Source organism: Streptomyces sp. NPDC101160 (assembly GCF_044768205.1).
GTDB lineage: Bacteria > Actinomycetota > Actinomycetes > Streptomycetales > Streptomycetaceae > Streptomyces.
The window spans coordinates 656,959-674,221 of sequence record NZ_JBIWPJ010000002.1; the positions used below are offsets into that span (position 1 = coordinate 656,959).

Consider the following 17,263-nt stretch of genomic DNA (forward strand, 5'->3'; position numbering starts at 1 on the left):
CGTCCGAGCGACGGTTCGCCGAGCCGCCGGGCCGCTGGTCGTCCGAGTGACGGGCCGCCGAGCCGCCGGGCCGCCGGTCGTCCGAGTGACGGGCCGCCGAGCCGCCGGGCCCGAGTGGCCTCACCGCCATCCGTCCCCCCGTTCATCACCCCTCCACGCCCCACCCCCTCCCCGTATCCCCGCTCGCTCGGTCACCCGCCCCCGCGTGCCAGGAAGAGCCGAGCAGGATCTGAAAGGAATGAGCCGCCATGCTCAAGAGAGCACTCACCGCAGCGGTCGCGACCGTCCTCACCCTCGGCGCGGTCACCGCGTGTTCCAGCAGCTCCGCGGACTCCGGCTCGGACGGCTCCGGCGGCATGCCGACCGTCAGGCTCATGGTCGGCGGCATCGACAAGCAGATCTACCTGCCCTACCAGCTCGCCGAGAGCCTCGGCTTCTACAAGAAGTACGGCGTCAAGGTCGAGCTGAGCAACGAGGCGAACGGCGGCGTCGGCGCCGACACGGCCATGGCCTCGGGGCAGGTCGACATGGCGGGTGCCTGGTACGTCCACGCGATCGACTTCGTGGCCAAGGGCAAGGGGATCGAGTCGGTCGTCCAGCTCTCCGGCGCGCCGGGCGAGCGGGAGATGTGCACGACGAAGAGCGGGGTGAAGTCGGCCGCCGACTTCAAGGGCAAGACGCTCGGCGTCACCGACATCGGCTCGGGCACCGACACCCTGACCAAGTTCATGGCGGCGCAGAAGGGCGTCAAGGAGGACCAGTTCAACCGCATCGCGGTCGGTGCGGGCTCCACCGCCATCGCCGCGCTCCAGAACGGCAAGGCCGACTGCGTCATCACGACGCAGCCGACCGTCTCCGCGATCGAGAAGAAGGGGGTCGGCGCCTCGGCGATCGACCTGGCCACCACCGACGGCGCCAAGGCCGCGCTGGGCGGCGCCTGGCCGGCGGCGAGCGTCCTCGCCCGTACCGACTGGGTGAACTCGCACAAGAACACGGTGCAGAAGGTCGTCAACGCGCTCGTGGCGACGATGCACTGGATGGACACGCACAGCGCCGCCGACATCGCGAACAAGCTGCCGTCGTCGTTCGTGGCGAACGACCTGGTGACCAAGGACGACTACATCAAGGCCCTGGAACAGGACAAGGACCAGTTCCTGCCGGACGGCATCATGCCGGCCGGCGGTCCGAAGACCGTGCTGGCGACCGAGGTGATGGTCGGCAAGGCGGAGCCGTCGCTCGACCTCGGCAGGACGTTCACCAACGAGTTCGCCCTGGCGGCCAACAAGAAGCTGGGCTTCACCGCCACGACGACCCCGGCCGGAGCCGACGGCTGAACCGCCCGCTCCCGTACGGGGCCGCCCGGGCGCCTGCCGCCCGGGCGGCACCGTGCCGCGCGCACCGAGGGCCACGCCGTGTCCCCACTCGATGGCCCGCGCGGGCCCGGAGAACGAGCCCATGGCAGCGCACGTGATCAGGGGCGGGTCATCGCTGCGACGGTGACGGAGCGGGAGACGAAGCAGGCGCGGAGGAGCCGTCCGGTCCCTCGGTCCGCGCGATGAAGCCCCTCCGCACCTCCGCAGATCGTCCGACGCTCCGTCGCCGCATCCACCACATCGCGCACACCATGGCGCCCGCCGCCCCGTACGCGACGGTGCCGCCGACCGTGCCGGCGGCCGGGCCCGCGAGATACGCCACCGCGCCGGCGAGCGCGACGCCGAGCCACTCCCAGCGCCCGTCCAGGGCGACGAGAGCGACGAGCAGCAGGGCGTACCAGGAGTAGCCGGGCGTCAGCAGGAGGAATGCCGTACCGGTGGTCAACAGGGCTCCGCACCAAGGGCGTTCGGGGTCACCGCGCCACCACACCGCCACCGCCACCGCCGCCGTCCCCTGCGCCGCCGCGGGCAGCGCCCACGGGTCGGGCAGCACGAGCCGCAGCAGGGCGTACCGCCCGCCCGCGCCCGGGGCGTCGTAGCCCTCCTCCCGCGTGTAGCCGCCCAGATAGCCGAGGACGGAACCGTCGGACACGAGGACGTACGGCAGGTACGCCAGGGCGACCGTCACCGCGGCGGGCAGCGCCACGGCCGCGACCGTACGGGGCCGCCGGACGCCGGACAGCGCGCCCGGCAGCAGCACGGCGGGCAGCAGCTTGGCGGCGACCGCCAGACCGAGCAGCACTCCGCCCGTGACACGGCGGCGGCGCGCCAGGAGAACGAGCGCGCCGACCGACAGGAGCACGGCCAGGACGTCGACGTGGGCGTTGTTCACGGCCTCGACGGGGACCGCCGGGCACCACGCCCACAGGGCCGCCCGGCGTGGATCCCCCCGTCGGCGCAGCACGGCGGTGAGGAGGCAGCCGACGGCCAGCGAGAGCAGCGCCGCGCCTGCCTGGAGCCCTTTGTGACGGACGCCCTGCGGCGACAGCGCGTGGACGAGGAGGAACCAGCCCTCCGCCACCGGAGGGTAGATCGTGTGCACGGCGGGCCGGTTGATCCGGGTGCACCGGCCGCCGCCGAGCGGTGCGAGGTCGGTGTCGCCGCGTCCGCAGGCCGTGGTGCCGGGGAAGAGCCAGTCGTCACGGAGCCCGGCGAGCACCGGGTCCGCGGGCGCGTGGTCGTACGGCGAGAGGCCCGCGGCCTGCACCCGGCCGTCCCACGCGTACCGGTAGGAGTCCGTGCTCGTCCGCGGGCCCGCCACCAGTCCCGTCGCCGTCACCGCGACCGCCCCGGCGAGGAGGAGCGGGACGACGTGCCGGCGGGCCACCCGGCGCAGAGCGGTCACCGCCGCCGCGAACACCGCCCACGCGCCCGCGTACCCGGCCAGGAAGCCGGGCCCGCGGGCGCCCCCGTGGAGCAGGAGGACCAGCGAGACGGTCAGGAGCGACAGCAGGAGAGCGGTGACGACGACGGGCAGCGGAGGACGGCGGGCGCGGGTCATGGGCGCAGACTGGCAGCGCGGGCGACGGACGAGGAGGCGACCCGGCGGGGCGTTCGGGTTTCGTAAGGAGTCGGACGCTCCGCGCGGCCGCTTTCGTACGGCGACGGCATCTCGTACGGCGGGGGAGGGGCCGTCCTCAGCGGAGTCCCGCCGCGGACGACCGAGGCGCGAGCGACAGGAAGGGGCGCCCCTCCACCGTCCACTGCGCGCGGACCGCCCAGCCCGCGTTCCGCGCGTGCCCGGTCAGGGCGCGCGTGCCCACCCGGGCCCACGGGAACGGCGTCCCGCGTCCGCCCCGGCCGTCGTCGACGTGTACCTCGCAGCACTCGTCGACGTCGACGGGGGAGCATTCCGCGATCACGCGCCCGGATCGCGACACGACCTGGCGCAGTCTGCGCAGCAGGGCGGCCGGGTCGCCGCCGATTCCTATGTTGCCGTCGACCAGCAGCGCCGTGTCCCAGCGTCCCTCGGCGGGCAGCGGGTCGAAGACCGACCGGCACAGGGCCGCGGCCCCGAGCCCCGCGGTGCGGGCGACCGCCGCCGGGCTGACGTCGATGCCGAGCGCCCGACGGCCTTCGGCCGCGAGCGCGGCGACGAGCCGTCCCGGTCCGCAGCCGATGTCGAGGACCGTGCCTCGGCAGCGGTCGAGTACGGTGCGGTCGGCGCGGTCCGGTGCCTCGCACCAGCGCTCGACCTCCAGCGGCAGCAGCCAGCCGTCGTGCCGGCGCAGGAAGAGGGGGCCCCGGCCGGTGCGCAGGGCGTCGGTGTACGGATCCGCCCGCCATGCCGTCGTCGTGGTCAACGGCCCGCTCCCGCCGTGGTGTCGGTGCACGCGGCGTACCGGGCGGCGAAGCGGGTCCCCGGCGCCGAGGCCGCCACCTGCCGGGCGTCCCGCGCGGTGTCCACGTCCCGCAGGACCGGCAGCCGGCCGACGCGCAGCCCGGCCGCCCGCAGCCGCGCGTACTGGACGGCGCCGGTGTCCGGCCGGGACATGGGCACACCGAGCAGGAGCGCGGGATCGGGCGCGGCCAGGCCGAGGGCCCAGAAGCCGCCGTCGGCGGCCGGACCGAACCAGGCGTCGTGTCCGTCCCAGCGCAGGGCCGGGGCCAGCAGTGACGGCGTGACCTGCGGGGTGTCCATGCCGATGAGCAGCGCCGGCCCGTCGCAGGCCGCGAACGCGGCCGCCAGCCGAGCGTCGAGCCCGCCCGCCGCCTGCGGAACGACGTGGAATCCCGGCGGCAGCCAGGGGCCGGGCTCCCCGTCGAGCACGAGGACGTGCCGGTCCGCCGGCACACGGGCGGCGGCGGTGAGCGTGTCGGCGAGGGCCGCCTCCGCGAGCGCGGCGGCCTCCGCAGGGGTGAACGGGGGAGTGAGCCGCGTCTTCACCCGGCCCGGCCGGGGCTGCTTCGCGATGACGAGGAGGGCGGTCACGGGCGAACCCCGGCCGCCGGCGCGGGCTCGTCGAGCACCTTGCGCATGTCGTGGACCGCCTGCCAGGTGCCCCGCCAGGTGCCGGTGACCTTCGACCGTCCGGCCCGGGGCAGATACGGCACGTCGACCTCGCGCACCCGCCACCCCGCGTCGGCCGCCCGGACCACCATCTGGAGCGGGTAGCCGCTGCGCCGGTCGGTCAGCGCGAGTCCGAGGAGCGCCTCGCGACGGGCGGCCCGCAGCGGGCCGAGGTCGCGCAGCCGCAGCCCGGTACGGCGGCGCAGCAGCCAGGACAGTGCCAGGTTGCCCGCCCGGGCATGGACCGGCCAGGCGCCGCGCACGGTGGGACGGCGGCGGCCGAGCAGCAGGTCGGCGGAGCCGTCGGCCACCGCGCCGACGAGTCCCGGCAGCAGACCGGGGTCGAGGGAGGCGTCGCAGTCGCAGAAGCAGACGAACTCGGCCTCGGCGGCGAGCAGCCCGGCGTGGCAGGCGGTGCCGAAGCCACGCCGCGGCTCGGCCACGACGGTGGCACCGAGACGGGCCGCGATGCCGGCGGAGCCGTCGGTGGAGCCGTTGTCGACGACGATCGCCCGCCAGCCGGCCGGGATGCGGGAGAGCACCCAGGGCAGGGCCTCGGCCTCGTCGAGACAGGGAAGGACGACGTCTACGGTCATGAGGGTCACGGCTCCCACCGTAGGAAGCGCGTCGCGGATCGAGGGCGCCGAAGTCCTTACGAAACGCGGACGTCGGCCCCCGTACCCCCGGGTGGCGGTGACCCGCGGCGGGCCGGATGCGACGCTGGTCGGCATGAGCGAGTACAGCGCCCCCCGGCCCGCGGCCCGGATCCTGGTGGTCGACGACGACCCGACCGTGGCCGAGGTGGTGACCGGATACCTCGACCGGTCCGGGTTCGCCGTGGAGCACGCGGCCGACGGCCCCGACGCCCTGCTGCGGGCCCGGGAGCGGCGGCCGGACCTCGTCGTCCTCGACCTCATGCTGCCGGGCCTGGACGGCCTGGAGGTGTGCCGCAGGCTGCGCGACACCGGGCCCGTTCCGGTGATCATGCTGACGGCGCGCGGCGACGAGGAGGACCGCATCACCGGCCTGGAGGTCGGCGCGGACGACTACGTCACCAAGCCGTTCAGCCCGCGCGAGCTGGTGCTGCGCGTCGAGTCCGTCCTGCGCCGCAGTCGCGGGGCCGCCGGTCCCGCGGCCCCGCGGCCGGTCCTGCGCGCCGCCGGTCTCACCGTCGACCCGGCCACCCGGAGAGCCACCCGCGCCGGCGACGAACTCGCTCTTACTCTCAGGGAGTTCGACTTGCTCGCCTACTTCCTGGAACACCCCGGCGCCGCCCACTCCAGAGAGGAGCTGATGCGGCGCGTGTGGGGCTGGGACTTCGGCGACCTGTCCACGGTCACAGTCCACGTACGACGGCTGCGCGCCAAGATCGAGGACGACCCGGCGCGGCCCCGGCTCATCCGGACGGTCTGGGGTGTCGGCTACCGCTTCGAGCCCGAGTGGGACGGGACGGAAGGGGAAGCGGCATGAAGGACGTCCTGCTGATCGCGGGCTTCGCACTGGCGGGAGCCGTCTGCGCGGGCCTCGCCGGAGCCCTGGTGCTCCGCCTCGTACGGCGCCGCTCGGTCGCCGTCTCCCTCACGGTGGTCGCGGCCGTCACGGTGACCGCGATGCTCGCCGGGACGCTTGCCGTCGCCCAGGCGATGTTCCTGTCCGCACACGACCTGTGGGTGGTGACCGTCGTGGTGGCCATGGCGGCCCTCGTCTCGCTCGGCACCGCCCTGGTCCTGGGCCGCTGGGTGGTGGCCCGCAGCCGGGCCCTCGCCCGTGCCGCCCGCGACTTCGGCGACGAAGGCAGCTTCGCGGCCCCGGACGGCGCCGCCACCGCCGAACTCGCCGCGCTCACCCGGGAACTGGCCGCCACCAGCGCGAAACTCGACGCCTCCCGGCGCCGCGAGCGCGCGCTGGAGGCCTCCCGCCGGGAACTCGTCGCCTGGATCTCCCACGACCTGCGCACCCCGCTGGCCGGGCTGCGGGCCATGGCGGAGGCCCTGGAGGACGGCATGGCCGCCGACCCCGCCCGCTACCACCGGCAGATCCGCACCGAGGTCGAGCGCCTGACGACCATGGTCACCGACCTCTTCGAACTCTCCCGCATCCACGCCGGCGCACTCACCATCAGCCCGAGCCGCATGTCCGTGTACGACCTCGTCGGCGACGCCCTGAGCGGCGCCGACGCGCTCGCCCGCGAGCACGGGGTGCGGCTGGTGGGGGAGGAGGTCGCGGCGATCCCCGTGGAGGTGGACGGCAAGGAGATGACCCGGGTCCTCGCGAACCTGCTCGTCAACGCCATCCGTCACACACCTGCCGACGGCACGGTCGCGGTGGCGGCCGAACGGCGCGCGGAAGCCGTCGTCCTGTCCGTCACCGACGGCTGCGGCGGCATCGCCGACGAGGACCTGCCCCGCGTCTTCGACACCGGCTGGCGCGGCACGGCGGCCCGCACCCCGCCGGCCGGGGCCGGCCTCGGCCTCGCCATCGTGCGCGGCATCGTCGAGGCCCACGCGGGCCGCGCCGAGGTCCGCAACGTCCCGGGCGGCTGCCGCTTCGAGGTCACCCTGCCGGCCGCGGCGAACTGACACGGCCCCTGGCCGGGTGACAGGCCCTGGTGCGGCTCGGCGTGTGGTACCTGCCTCAACGCGGCTTGGCGCGCGGCGACACGCCATCGCGCAGCTCGGCCTGTGCGAACTCCCGCATCCCGGCGTCGAATCCGACCCGCGGCCGCCAGCCGAGGTCCCGGCGCAGCCGGGCCGAGTCCGCCGTCACGTGCCGCACGTCCCCGAGCCGGTACTCGCCCGTGGTGACCGGCAGCGGCCCGCCGTACGCCCGGGCGAGGGCCCGGGCCATCTCGCCGACCGTACGGGGATCGCCGCTGCCGGTGTTGTACGCGGTGAACGAGCCCGCGCCCAGGGAGTTCGCGGCCTCCAGCGCCGTCGCCGCCGCCCGCGCCACGTCCCGGACATGGACGAAGTCGCGCCGCTGACCGCCGTCCTCGAAGACCCGCGGGGCCTCGCCGCGCGCGAGCGCGGAACGGAACAGCGAAGCCACCCCCGCGTACGGAGTGTCCCGCGGCATGCCGGGGCCGTAGACGTTGTGGTAGCGCAGCGACACCGCCCGGCCGCCCGTCGCCCGGGCCCACGCCGCTGCGAGGTGTTCCTGCGCGAGCTTCGTCGCCGCGTACACGTTCCGCGGATCCGCCGGCGCGTCCTCGGTCACGAGGCCCGGCGTCAGCGCGGCCCCGCACAGCGGGCAGCCGGGCTCGAAAGCGCCCGCCGCCAGGTCCGCCTCGCGCCGCGGGGCCGGCCGCACCACACCGTGCCGGAGGCACTCGTAACGGCCCTCGCCGTAGACCACCATCGAGCCGGCGAGGACCAGCTCCCGCACCCCGGCCCCGGCCATCGCGGCCAGCAGCACCGCCGTTCCCAGGTCGTTGCAGCCGACATACGCGGGCGCGTCCGCGAACTCCCTGCCCAGGCCCACCATCGCCGCCTGGTGGCACACCGCGTCCACGCCCCGAAGGGCCTCCGCGACGGCGGTGCCGTCCCGCACGTCCGCGATCACCAGCTCCTCACCGGGGCGCGGCGCGCGAGGCGGACCGGAATGCGCCGTCGGCAGCAAAGCGTCGTAGGAGACGACCTCGTGGCCGCGCGCGAGCAGCGCGTCGACGATCTGCGTACCGATGAAACCGGCCCCGCCGGTGACCAATACCCGCATACCGCCACACGCTAGAGGACCCGGGCCCGCGTCATCCCGCACGACGGCCTCCCGTCACCGTTCCGTAAGGGCCGGCGCCTGGATCCGAACCGTCGTGCCGCCACTGCGGGTGCTCCCGTCCGGCCCAACCGCGGTCCACCAGCCCGGTGCGCATCCCGAGCCGGGCCTCCGGGTCCCGCGCCGCCATCCGGACGTGTCCGGCCGTCACCGCGGCGATGGCCACGGCGAGCCAGTCGTGGACGAACGTCGCACCGGTCCGCAACGACGCCGGCGCGAGATGGGTGAACCACATCAGCAGTCCCGTGCCGAGGATCACCAGCATCGATCCGAGCGTCCACTGCGCATAGAGCTTCTGTCCGGCGTTGAACTTGCCCGCCGGGCGGTACGGGGCACGGGACCGCACCGCCCGCAGCCACGCCCGGTCGACAGGAGTGAACCGGCTGAGCCGGGCCACGTCGGCGCGCAGCGCGCGGAAGGCCAGTCCGATCAGCAGGGGCACCGGAAGCGCCAGACCGCACCACACGTGCACGGTCACGACCAGCCGCCGGCGCCCGACCAGTTCGGCCAGCGGCGTCACGTACAGGCAGGCGGCGGTGGCCAGGCAGGTGAGCATCAGGGCCGCGGTGGTGCGGTGCGCCCAGCGCACCGGCCGGGCGAAGCGGAGCAGGCGGTCGGGGTCAGCCGGTCGGCGCATCGTCCCGCCCGTTCGACCGGCCGACCCAGGCGTCGACCTCGTAGCCGTACCGCTCCCAGTAACCCGGCCGCACCGCCGAGGTGACGGTGATTCCCGACAGCCACTTGGCGGACTTGTAGAAGTACATCGGCGCCACGTACAGCCGCACCGGCCCGCCGTGGGTGTGGGAGATGGGGGCGTCCCGCATCCGCAGGGCCACCAGTACGTCGTCACGACGGGCCTGTTCGAGCGTCAGGCTCTCGGTGTACGTGCCGTCGAAGCAGGTGAACCGCACCGCCCGGGCCCCGGGCCGCACCCCCGCGACGTCCAGCAGGTGCCTGAGCGGCACGCCCTCGAACGGCGTGTCCGGTACCCGCCACCCCGTCACGCACTGCACGTCTCGCACGATCCGGCGCTGGGGCATCGCCCTCAGGTCGGCCAGCCGGTGGCCGGCCGGGCGCTCGACCAGGCCGTCCACCGTCAAGGCGTAGGTCTGCTCGGTGCGGGCCGGCACCGAGGAGACCACGGAGTAGTACCTGAAGCCGTCGCCGCCGGGCAGCAGCCCGGTCAGCCCGGTCGGGTCGTTCGCGGCGATGGTGCTCTGGGCCTGCTGGAGGTACGGCCCGGCCGCGACGCCGGCGGCGCCGAGCCCGAGCAGCCCGAGCACGACCCGACGGCCCACGGGGGTGCCGCGGGGATGTTCCACTGTGCTGTCCATGCCCCCGATACGACCAGCATTCCCCGCTCACGACCAGGGCCGGCGCCATTCCGTCAGACTTTCGTCATCTCCGCTCACAGGCCCGCCGGGTCAGTCGCCCGGCACCCCGGGCAGACCGGTCACGAGACCGTCCAGCGCATGCCGGCACGGGCAGTCACGGACGGCGGGCAGCAGTCCGATCGCCTTCAGCAACACGGTGCGCAGCCGCTCGACGTTGCGGGCGAAGACCTTCAGCACCTCGGCGTGGGTGACGCCCTCGCCGGTGTCCGCTCCCGCGTCGAGATCGGTCACCAGGGCCAACGGGGTGTAGCAGAGCCCGAGTTCGCGGGCGAGGACGGCCTCCGGATGGCCTGTCATCCCGACCACCGACCAGCCGCTCGCGGCGAACCAGCGCGACTCGGCCCGGGTGGAGAAACGCGGACCCTCGATCACCACCAGGGTCCCGCCGTCCACCGGCTCCCACGCCGCCGCCCGGGCGGCGTCCAGGGCGGCCGTCCGCCCCCGCGGACAGTACGGATCCGCCATCGACACGTGCACCACCTCGGGCACCGTGCCGTCCGGCAGCGGCAGGCCGTCGAAGAAGGTCTGCACCCGCCCGGAGGTCCGGTCGACGAACTGGTCGGGGACCAGCAGCGTGCCCGGACCGTACTCGGGAAGCAGCCCGCCCACCGCACAGGGAGCGAGCACCTGGCGCACCCCCAGCGAGTGCAGGGCCCACTGGTTCGCCCGGTAGTCGATCCGGTGCGGCGGCAGTCGGTGCCCGCGACCGTGACGCGGCAGGAAAGCCACCGGGCGGCCGGCCACCTCACCCACGAACAGCACGTCGCTCGGCTCCCCGTACGGTGTCTCCACCCGTACCTCGACCGCATCGTCCACCAGCGCGTAGAGCCCCGAACCGCCGATGACACCCACCTCGGCGCACGGCCCACCCCGACTCACCGTCACCCGACCCACCTCTTCCGCATCGGCACGTCCGGCCACTGTAGGAACCAGGCGGCCGGGAACCGGTCCAACGGGTCTTACGATTCACGAACACCGCACCCGCACGCAACGGAGCAGGGGAGCGATCGGACGTCGTTTTCCGCCAAGGGGGAAGTCGGGAACCGCGCCCCCGGGGGCGGACTCTTGCCGAGGGTGCCGTCCGGAGCGTGGGCGGGACCGGGGGCCGGGGTAACATCTGGCCTCGCGATCGAGCGTGGCTTGGGGGAACTTACGTTGATCATCCGGGTGTTGCTTGCCGAGGACATGCACATGGTGCGAGGCGCCCTGGTGGCGCTCCTCGAGTTGGAAGAGGACATCGAGGTCATCGCGGAGCTGGCGAACGGTGACGAGATCGTCCCCACGGCCCTGGAGCAGCGGCCGGACGTCGCTGTCCTCGACATCGACCTGGCGGGCATGGACGGGCTCACCGCGGCGGCCCAGCTGCGCGACGTGCTGCCGGAGTGCCGGACTCTGATCCTCACCAGCCTCGGTCGGCCGGGAACGTTCCGGCGGGCGCTGGCCGCAGGGGCGCGCGGGTTCATCCTCAAGGACGCGCCGCCGCGTCAACTCGCCCAGGCGATACGCAGAGTGGCGCAGGGCGAACGGGTCGTGGACCCGGATCTCATGGTGGCCGCGTGGGACAGCGGGGACAGTCCGCTGACCGAGCGGGAGACGGAGGTGCTGCGGCTGGCGGCGGACGGCGCCGAGGTCGCGGAGATCGCGGGCCGGCTCTACCTGTCGGTGGGCACCGTGCGGAACTACCTCACCTCGACCTCGGTCAAGCTGAACGCCCGCAACCGGCTGGACGCGGTACGGATCGCGCGCGAGGCCGGCTGGCTCTAAGGGGTGTCTCGCCGATCATGCCGGGCATCGCGAGCCCGGCCCGACCGACAGGACACCCCCAGGGGCGCTCGATCGGATCGGGCCGGGCTCAGCAAGCCCCGGGGCGGTGCTCGTCCACATCGCGCCGGGCTCAGGAAGCCCCCGGGGCGCTCATCTCGATCGGGCCGGGCTCAGGAAGCGTCGGGGCCGCTCGACCGGATCGCGTTCTCCGGCCGGGCGCGGTCCCGGAGCAGGGCCCGTGTGCTCACCCCACCAGACGCTCGTCGTCGGAGGCGTCCGCGTCCGGTGCCGGTGCCGGTGCCTCGTGGGCATCCGCCGCGGCCGTGGCCTCCAGGTGGAACCAGCCGTCCTCGCGCACCCCGGCGGAGAAGGTGCCGCCGACCTCGGAGAGCCGCAGGGCGAGGTTGGACAGGCCGCCGTTGTCCCGGGTGAGCTGCTCCGGGCGGCCCCGGCCGAGCTCGCGCAGCCGCGGCGGCACGCCGTCGTTCGCCAGGCGCAGGCTGATCACGCCTTCCTGGGCGACCGCCTCGATGGTGCAGCGGGAGGCCTTGCTGTGCCGTATCACGTTGGTGACGCCCTCGCGCAGCACCGTCGCGAGGACGGTGTCGGCGCTCCCCGACAACCGGCCGCAGTCCACCCGCAGATGGGCGTCTATGCCGGCCGCCGCCAGCACGGAGCGGGCCGAGGACACCTCCGTCAGGAGCGACATCGATCGGTAGCTCCGGGCCACCTCGCGGACGTCCCGCAGGGCCTGGCGTGACAGCTCGACGATGCTCTCCAGCTCCGCCCTGGCCCGCTCGGGCGAGCGGTTGACCATGGTGTGGGCCAGCTCGCTCTTCAGCGTGATCGCCGACAGGGTGAAGCCCAGCAGGTCGTGCAGGTCCCGGGCGAACCGCAGCCGCTCCTTGATGACGGCGACGCGGGTGATGTCGTCCTGTGCCTCGTGCACGGCCAGCGTGAGGTCGGACAGCAGCGTGAGGCTGTACACGATGATGCCGGTGACCAGCGTCGACATCATCATGTACAGCACGTCGACGACTCTGCCCTGGTGGGTGTGGGCGGTGCCCACGCCGATGGCCACGATCAGCGTGCCGAACGCGGGGACCGCCACCCGGCGGGGCAGCAGGGTCAGCATGGACGCGCCGGTGAAACCGCCCATCCCGCCCCACGGCCCGCCGAGTAACAGCGCGGGCACGACCGTGAGCAGTGCCTGCCCGAGCAGCGTCCACCGTCCGTACATGGTGCGCAGCCGGCGGAACCGCGGGAGGGTGTGGACCAGTTGGAGCCCGAGGATCGCGGGCAGCACGGTGACGCTGCAGGCGACGGTGACCGCGGTGAGCGATTCGTTGAGGATGTCGACGATCTGCATCGTCAGGAACGCCGCGATGACCGTCCAGACCACGACCAGTGCGAACCGGGGCGCCGGAGCCTCGATGCCGAGGACCCGGACTCCGGGTTCCTGCCTGACTGGGCTCTCCATGTAACGGTCTGTCATGGCTCTCCCTCTGGTCACACCGGTTGCGGGCAACGGTCGATGGTAATGCCGTACCTTGACGTTGCAGCCAACTATGCGTGGTGCGACGGGTGTCGGTCAGTCCCTGGAGGACACTTCGCGTTCCTCGGGGAGAGTGCCGAGGACGAACTCACCGACCGCGGACTCCTCCCGCCAGTCGAGACCGAAGGCCTCCGCCGACAGCTGGGTGGTGCCGGTGCCCAGCGCGCACGGTGCCAGACCCATGCCGGTCGCCAGCAGGTACAGCGTCTGCTGCACCACGCCGACGTGCTTCAGCGTCAGCGCGTACGCGAGTCCGCTGTACTTCCAGGAGACCCGGGCGAACCGGGCCGTCAGGGTGAGCAGCAGTGCGGGCCGGGCACTCATGCCCGCGCCGGCCTGTGCCTCGTCGAGGAGCGCGGTGGCCAGTTGTGCGCGGTCGGGCAGCCGGATCAGCGCATGGTCGAGCGGGTCGTAGTAGTAGGCGCCGGGTTCGAGGCCGGCGCACCGGCCCACTGTCAGATAGCACTCCAGCTCGTAGCGCGCGCCGCCGCTCGGGTACGGGCGGCGCTGCGGCTCGTGCGGGGCGGCGGCCGCGCCGGGCCCGGCGGGCTCCCGGACGCGCAGGGAGCGGTGGAGGATCTCACCGAGCTGGTGGAGTGTCAGATCGGCGGAGCCGTGGTCGCGAACCGAACGCCGCCGCTCCAGGACCTCGGTCAGGGACGTGTCCCAGTCGGGGATGCCGGGGCCTGGCCCGGGCAGCTTGATCCGGGGCCCGTCCGGCGGCCGCTTGAGCCGGGGCGGCTCTTCCTGGCGGCCCCGCAGCGGGTAGGTGGCGCCGAAGTCGCCGTCGCGGCCGCCGGGGCGGCTGCTCCAGTGGAAGCGCAGGTCGTCGGCGGACCACGGGAGCAGCGCGGGGTCGTGGTCCTCGGGGAAGACGGCGTCGTGGGGCGCCGTGGGCTGTTCCGCGACCTCCACCATGCCGGTGGCGACGAGGTGGGAGACGAGCGCGCCGACCACCGGGGCGGCCAACGGCGTCCGGGCGGCGGCGCGTTCGAGGGTGACGGGCCGGCTGAGCATGCTGATCAGCCAGCCCGCCTCGGGCCGTGCGAAGACGGCGCGGAACTGCGACAGCGGCGACTCGAGCACCATGTCGTGGCCGTTGGAGCGCAGCTGGGCGAACCGCGACAGCCGCATCATGCGCCCGGCCGGCACCGGCACCGGATCGAGCCGGGCGCCGGTGACCGTCGGTACCACGGACAGCAGGGGACGCTCGCCGTCCGGCGCGCCGACGGAGCGTACGACGAGCCCGGCCAGCTGCCGCAACGCCTGCAACAGACGGAGCCGGGCGGCGAGTTCGTCGACGCCGGGCACGTTGTCCAGCTGGACGGGGCCGAGCAGCATACGGCGCAGTGTCTCGGTGAGCACCGTTCCGGGGCGCGGGATGCGCAGGTCGCCCCACCGGGAGTGCAGCACCAGGGCGGAACCCTCCGGGAGTTCCTCCAGCAGGGTCTCCTCCCGCAGTGACCACAGTTCGATCGAGGGGGCGGGCGCTGAACTGCCCGGGGGTTGCACGGGTGGCACGATCGCTCCTGCTCGGGACTCGGCGTTGCGCGGCTCGGCATTGCTCAGACAAACAGCGGTATCGGGTTCAGTCCCTCGTACGGCGTCGGCTCGGGCAGTCTGCCGAGGGACACCGGGACGTCGAAGAGCCTCCCTGGGGCGAACCGGGGCCAGAAGTGCCGCAGACCGGGAACCAGGGTCCGCACCACGGGCAGACCCAGGTCGGGACGGGTCTGATCCAGTATGTACACCTCAAGCCCGTTGCCCTCGATGGTTCGGCGCAGGTTCTGGAACTCCTCGAGCACGCCTCCGACACCGCTCCAGGCGTAGTCGAGCGGGGTGCGAGCGGGGACTCCGGGATCGGGGGCGAGGTAGGGCATCGCGTCCCGGGCCGCGGTGCGCCACCAGCGCAGGGCGACCGGGTCGGCACAGGCGTACCCGGTGCCGTCCGGGTGGGAGTCGAGGACCGGCGGGAGCATCTGGTTCAGTTCGGTGAGCGCCCGGGAGAGGGCGATCGCCGGGTCGGGGTGGGCGCCGAAACCGAAGACGATGTCCTCGGGGGCGCCGACGCCCCGGTCGGTGCGCCGGGACAGCGCGGCGAAGACCGGCACGCCGAGGTCCGAGGTGAGGTCCAGGGCCCAGACCTCGCGGCGGAGTTCCCGGTGCGTCCGGAGCACCTCGGCGGTCCAGTGGTCGTCGAAGGCGGTCAGGTCGACGCCCGGCTGGCGGGTGCGGTTGTACCACCACAGGGCGACGGCGTCGCGTTCGACGAGTTCGAGCAGACCCTGCAGGGCCGCGTCCTCCAGCGAGCTGCCTGCCGCGCAGCCGTTGGAGTCGGCGCGGACCATCCGCCGGCCGGTCGCGTCGGGGACGTGGTAGTAGAGCAGCGCGGCCGGGAAGAGCACGTGCCGTTCCCGGGTGAGCGACCAGACCGGCGACCAGTCCAGCTCCGCGTCCGGGTCGAACGCCTCGGCCACCTGGTGGAACGGGTGGCCTCCGGCGTTCCACCGGGCGCGCTCGGCGATCTGGCGCTCGTGCCAGAGCTGGCAGTCGCCGGGGTGTACGGCGTCCGGTCCGAGCGTGCGCAGCGAGCCCCGTACGACGGACTCGTCGCCCTGCCAACTGCCGCTGATCCGCTCCAGCGCCTCGCACAGCGCGCCGACCCGGGCGTCCAGCGGCGTCCTGCCCTTGCCCGAACTCTCCTGGCGCAGCGAGGCGTTCAGCTCGTTCATGTGGCGGGGCAGGGCCAGATTGTGTCCCGCCCGGTAGACGTTGAGCAGCTCGGGACCGCGCCGGTCGCGGCGGATCTCCTTCACGACGCCGGTCACCGGGCCGACCAGGTGGCCGTACCGGTCGAGGACCGCCTGCGGGGACAGCGCGCGGTGGCCTCCGGAGGTGCGTACGGTGCGGTGGCGGCCGGTCAGGACGACCGGCCGGGCCGCCTGGCAGGCCATCAGGGAGGGGTCCCCGCACTCGGGGCACTGCGGGCGCCGGGTGAGCGGGTGCGACCGGCTGGTCAGGTCGAGGGTGTCGAGCGTGACCACGCGGTCGTGTTCCTCGCCGCGGTGTCCCGCCAGCCACTTGACGCACTCCAGGGCGGCGATCTGGGCGCCGAGCGCGAGGGTGGCCGGAAGCCCGGCGTGCGGCACGTCCACCGCGGCCCCGCCGTGCGCCACCCGGACCGGTGCCTCGGCGCAGCGGTGGGCGCGAAGCCTGTGGGCCAGGCAGTTCCAGCAGGCGCCGGACGCCGTGCCGGGCCGGAACACCGGGCCCACCCAGAGCGTGGTGCCGCACAGCTTGGCGAGCAGCCACGGGCGCCCGTCGGCGCGGCGGGCCGCGTCCACGGCGGCCAGCCGCGGGTCGAGGTAGTCGGCACAGACGACCAGGTCGAGGGTGGCGGGAGCGTCGGACTCGGTGACGGTGATCCCGGCGCGACGGCACGCGGCGGCCGGCCGGGAGGCGTCCAGGTCGCCGACGGCGACGATGCGTACGGTCCCGGTCCCGTCCGGGGCCTCGGTGCCGGCGAGGTCCCAGTACGCGCGGGCCGCGGGATCCTCGGCGCCGCTCTCCCGGGGCGGGCGGTGGCCGAGCAGACCGCAGCGGGTCAGCTGCCCCACGATCTGCGCGACCCGCGCAGGGGGAACGACGGGCGCCGCGGCCTCCAGCAGGGTGGCGAGGTCACGCGTGCCGTCCAGCAGCGGCGCGACGGCCGCGAGATGGGGGCCGCGGACCGCGGTGACCCCGTGCTCCGACATCAGGTAGACGGCGTCCCCCGAGATCACCTCCAACCGCAGGTGGCGCTTGAAACCGATCAACGGCGCCCGCTCGTTCCTCCTGCGCCCGGTCATATCGTCAGGGCCTCCGCGCCGCGGCCGGCGGTGTCGTTCTCGACGTCGCAGATGGTCAGGCAGGAACCGGCCGCCGGGGCGTCGGCGGGCAGCAGCTCGAAGCGGTCCACGACCACGTCGAGTTCCTCGGCCAGTGGCAGCGCGGGCGCGCTCTCGCCGGGCAGCGGGCGGATGCCCGCCTCGGCCAGCACCTGGTACGGGTTCTGTTCGTAGCGGCGGCGCAGGGCCGGGTCGGTCCAGGCGCGGACGATCAGCTCTGCGAAACGCCAGTCCTTGTCGATGGACATGCTCTTCCTCCGTTGATCCGGCCGGATCCGGCCGCGAGTCGATGGATGCTGGAGCCGTGTTCAGGCAAGGAGTAAACGAAATCCGAGCGATCCTTGACCAGTGCCGCTCTCACGGGCGGACCGTGAAAAAGTCATAGCGAGAGCCGGGAGCCCCGCACTACCGGCCGGGCCCGGGCGGGTGCCAGGCTGCGCGCCACACGT

Annotated in this window: 16 protein-coding genes; 4 read left to right on the forward strand and 12 right to left on the reverse strand. The window is 74.0% G+C overall.

Features of this window, described 5'->3' with window-relative positions; genetic code table 11:
* Positions 1-248 precede the first annotated feature (248 nt).
* Positions 249-1,334, forward strand: coding sequence for an ABC transporter substrate-binding protein (locus tag ACIRSU_RS08475; RefSeq protein WP_403789954.1), 1,086 nt, complete (start codon positions 249-251; stop codon positions 1,332-1,334).
* A gap of 148 nt (positions 1,335-1,482) precedes the next feature.
* Here ACIRSU_RS08475 and ACIRSU_RS08480 read toward each other — a convergent pair whose 3' ends face one another.
* The 4 genes from ACIRSU_RS08480 to ACIRSU_RS08495 form a co-directional block, all read right to left on the reverse strand.
* The gene (locus ACIRSU_RS08480) at positions 1,483-2,934 is read right to left on the reverse strand and encodes a glycosyltransferase 87 family protein (protein WP_403789955.1); all 1,452 of its coding nucleotides are present in this window, start codon (positions 2,932-2,934) and stop codon (positions 1,483-1,485) included.
* A gap of 136 nt (positions 2,935-3,070) precedes the next feature.
* The gene (locus ACIRSU_RS08485) at positions 3,071-3,736 is read right to left on the reverse strand and encodes a class I SAM-dependent methyltransferase (RefSeq protein ID WP_403789956.1); all 666 of its coding nucleotides are present in this window, start codon (positions 3,734-3,736) and stop codon (positions 3,071-3,073) included.
* Complete coding sequence (locus ACIRSU_RS08490; protein ID WP_403789957.1) at positions 3,733-4,365, reverse strand: DUF2064 domain-containing protein; 633 nt, start codon at positions 4,363-4,365, stop codon at positions 3,733-3,735. The genes ACIRSU_RS08485 and ACIRSU_RS08490 overlap by 4 nt, the downstream gene beginning before the upstream one ends.
* Complete coding sequence (locus tag ACIRSU_RS08495) at positions 4,362-5,039, reverse strand: glycosyltransferase family 2 protein (RefSeq protein ID WP_403790224.1); 678 nt, start codon at positions 5,037-5,039, stop codon at positions 4,362-4,364. Before ACIRSU_RS08495 ends, ACIRSU_RS08490 begins: the two co-directional genes overlap by 4 nt.
* A gap of 133 nt (positions 5,040-5,172) precedes the next feature.
* Between ACIRSU_RS08495 and ACIRSU_RS08500 the strand changes: the two genes are divergently transcribed.
* Both ACIRSU_RS08500 and ACIRSU_RS08505 read left to right on the forward strand, forming a co-directional pair.
* The gene (locus tag ACIRSU_RS08500; RefSeq protein ID WP_403789958.1) at positions 5,173-5,913 is read left to right on the forward strand and encodes a response regulator transcription factor; all 741 of its coding nucleotides are present in this window, start codon (positions 5,173-5,175) and stop codon (positions 5,911-5,913) included.
* On the forward strand, positions 5,910-7,022 hold the full coding sequence (locus ACIRSU_RS08505) for a sensor histidine kinase (RefSeq protein WP_403789959.1): 1,113 nt from the start codon (positions 5,910-5,912) through the stop codon (positions 7,020-7,022). Before ACIRSU_RS08500 ends, ACIRSU_RS08505 begins: the two co-directional genes overlap by 4 nt.
* Positions 7,023-7,077: 55 nt before the next feature.
* Here ACIRSU_RS08505 and ACIRSU_RS08510 read toward each other — a convergent pair whose 3' ends face one another.
* From ACIRSU_RS08510 to ACIRSU_RS08525, 4 genes are all read right to left on the reverse strand, one after another.
* Positions 7,078-8,157 carry an NAD-dependent epimerase/dehydratase family protein gene (locus tag ACIRSU_RS08510; RefSeq protein WP_403789960.1) on the reverse strand — a complete coding sequence of 360 codons (1,080 nt, stop codon included), beginning with the start codon at positions 8,155-8,157 and terminating at the stop codon, positions 7,078-7,080.
* A gap of 31 nt (positions 8,158-8,188) precedes the next feature.
* A complete protein-coding gene (locus ACIRSU_RS08515; protein WP_403789961.1) occupies positions 8,189-8,851 on the reverse strand; it encodes a cytochrome b/b6 domain-containing protein in 663 nt (220 codons plus the stop codon).
* Entirely contained in the window at positions 8,835-9,548 is a 714-nt protein-coding gene (locus ACIRSU_RS08520; protein WP_403789962.1) for a molybdopterin-dependent oxidoreductase, read from the reverse strand. Before ACIRSU_RS08520 ends, ACIRSU_RS08515 begins: the two co-directional genes overlap by 17 nt.
* 90 nt (positions 9,549-9,638) lie before the next feature.
* Positions 9,639-10,493: an S-methyl-5'-thioadenosine phosphorylase gene (locus ACIRSU_RS08525; protein ID WP_403789963.1), complete on the reverse strand. Its 855-nt coding sequence runs from the start codon at positions 10,491-10,493 to the stop codon at positions 9,639-9,641.
* Positions 10,494-10,763: 270 nt separating this feature from the next.
* Here ACIRSU_RS08525 and ACIRSU_RS08530 point away from each other — a divergent pair, with 270 nt between their 5' ends.
* The gene (locus tag ACIRSU_RS08530) at positions 10,764-11,372 is read left to right on the forward strand and encodes a response regulator transcription factor (protein WP_403789964.1); all 609 of its coding nucleotides are present in this window, start codon (positions 10,764-10,766) and stop codon (positions 11,370-11,372) included.
* A gap of 244 nt (positions 11,373-11,616) precedes the next feature.
* Here the strand turns inward: ACIRSU_RS08530 and ACIRSU_RS08535 are convergent, their stop codons facing one another.
* The 4 genes from ACIRSU_RS08535 to ACIRSU_RS08550 all read right to left on the reverse strand — a co-directional run bounded on the left by ACIRSU_RS08535 (position 11,617) and on the right by ACIRSU_RS08550 (position 17,062).
* Positions 11,617-12,867: a sensor histidine kinase gene (locus ACIRSU_RS08535; RefSeq protein WP_403789965.1), complete on the reverse strand. Its 1,251-nt coding sequence runs from the start codon at positions 12,865-12,867 to the stop codon at positions 11,617-11,619.
* Between the two features lie 96 nt (positions 12,868-12,963).
* On the reverse strand, positions 12,964-14,448 hold the full coding sequence (locus tag ACIRSU_RS08540) for a SagB family peptide dehydrogenase (protein ID WP_403789966.1): 1,485 nt from the start codon (positions 14,446-14,448) through the stop codon (positions 12,964-12,966).
* Between the two features lie 44 nt (positions 14,449-14,492).
* The gene (locus ACIRSU_RS08545; protein ID WP_403789967.1) at positions 14,493-16,775 is read right to left on the reverse strand and encodes a TOMM precursor leader peptide-binding protein; all 2,283 of its coding nucleotides are present in this window, start codon (positions 16,773-16,775) and stop codon (positions 14,493-14,495) included.
* Positions 16,772-17,062 (reverse strand): hypothetical protein, encoded by a 291-nt coding sequence (locus tag ACIRSU_RS08550; RefSeq protein ID WP_403789968.1) that lies wholly within the window; start codon positions 17,060-17,062, stop codon positions 16,772-16,774. Before ACIRSU_RS08550 ends, ACIRSU_RS08545 begins: the two co-directional genes overlap by 4 nt.
* Positions 17,063-17,263 lie beyond the last annotated feature (201 nt).

Coding starts and splice junctions, on each gene's coding strand:
- ACIRSU_RS08475 (WP_403789954.1), top strand. CDS start 249: ATGCTCAAGAGAGCACTCACCGCAGCGGTCGCGACCGTCCTCACCCTC.
- ACIRSU_RS08480 (WP_403789955.1), bottom strand. CDS start 2,934: ATGACCCGCGCCCGCCGTCCTCCGCTGCCCGTCGTCGTCACCGCTCTC.
- ACIRSU_RS08495 (WP_403790224.1), bottom strand. CDS start 5,039: ATGACCGTAGACGTCGTCCTTCCCTGTCTCGACGAGGCCGAGGCCCTG.
- ACIRSU_RS08500 (WP_403789958.1), top strand. CDS start 5,173: ATGAGCGAGTACAGCGCCCCCCGGCCCGCGGCCCGGATCCTGGTGGTC.
- ACIRSU_RS08505 (WP_403789959.1), top strand. CDS start 5,910: ATGAAGGACGTCCTGCTGATCGCGGGCTTCGCACTGGCGGGAGCCGTC.
- ACIRSU_RS08510 (WP_403789960.1), bottom strand. CDS start 8,157: ATGCGGGTATTGGTCACCGGCGGGGCCGGTTTCATCGGTACGCAGATC.
- ACIRSU_RS08515 (WP_403789961.1), bottom strand. CDS start 8,851: ATGCGCCGACCGGCTGACCCCGACCGCCTGCTCCGCTTCGCCCGGCCG.
- ACIRSU_RS08520 (WP_403789962.1), bottom strand. CDS start 9,548: ATGGACAGCACAGTGGAACATCCCCGCGGCACCCCCGTGGGCCGTCGG.
- ACIRSU_RS08535 (WP_403789965.1), bottom strand. CDS start 12,867: ATGACAGACCGTTACATGGAGAGCCCAGTCAGGCAGGAACCCGGAGTC.
- ACIRSU_RS08545 (WP_403789967.1), bottom strand. CDS start 16,775: ATGACCGGGCGCAGGAGGAACGAGCGGGCGCCGTTGATCGGTTTCAAG.
- ACIRSU_RS08550 (WP_403789968.1), bottom strand. CDS start 17,062: ATGTCCATCGACAAGGACTGGCGTTTCGCAGAGCTGATCGTCCGCGCC.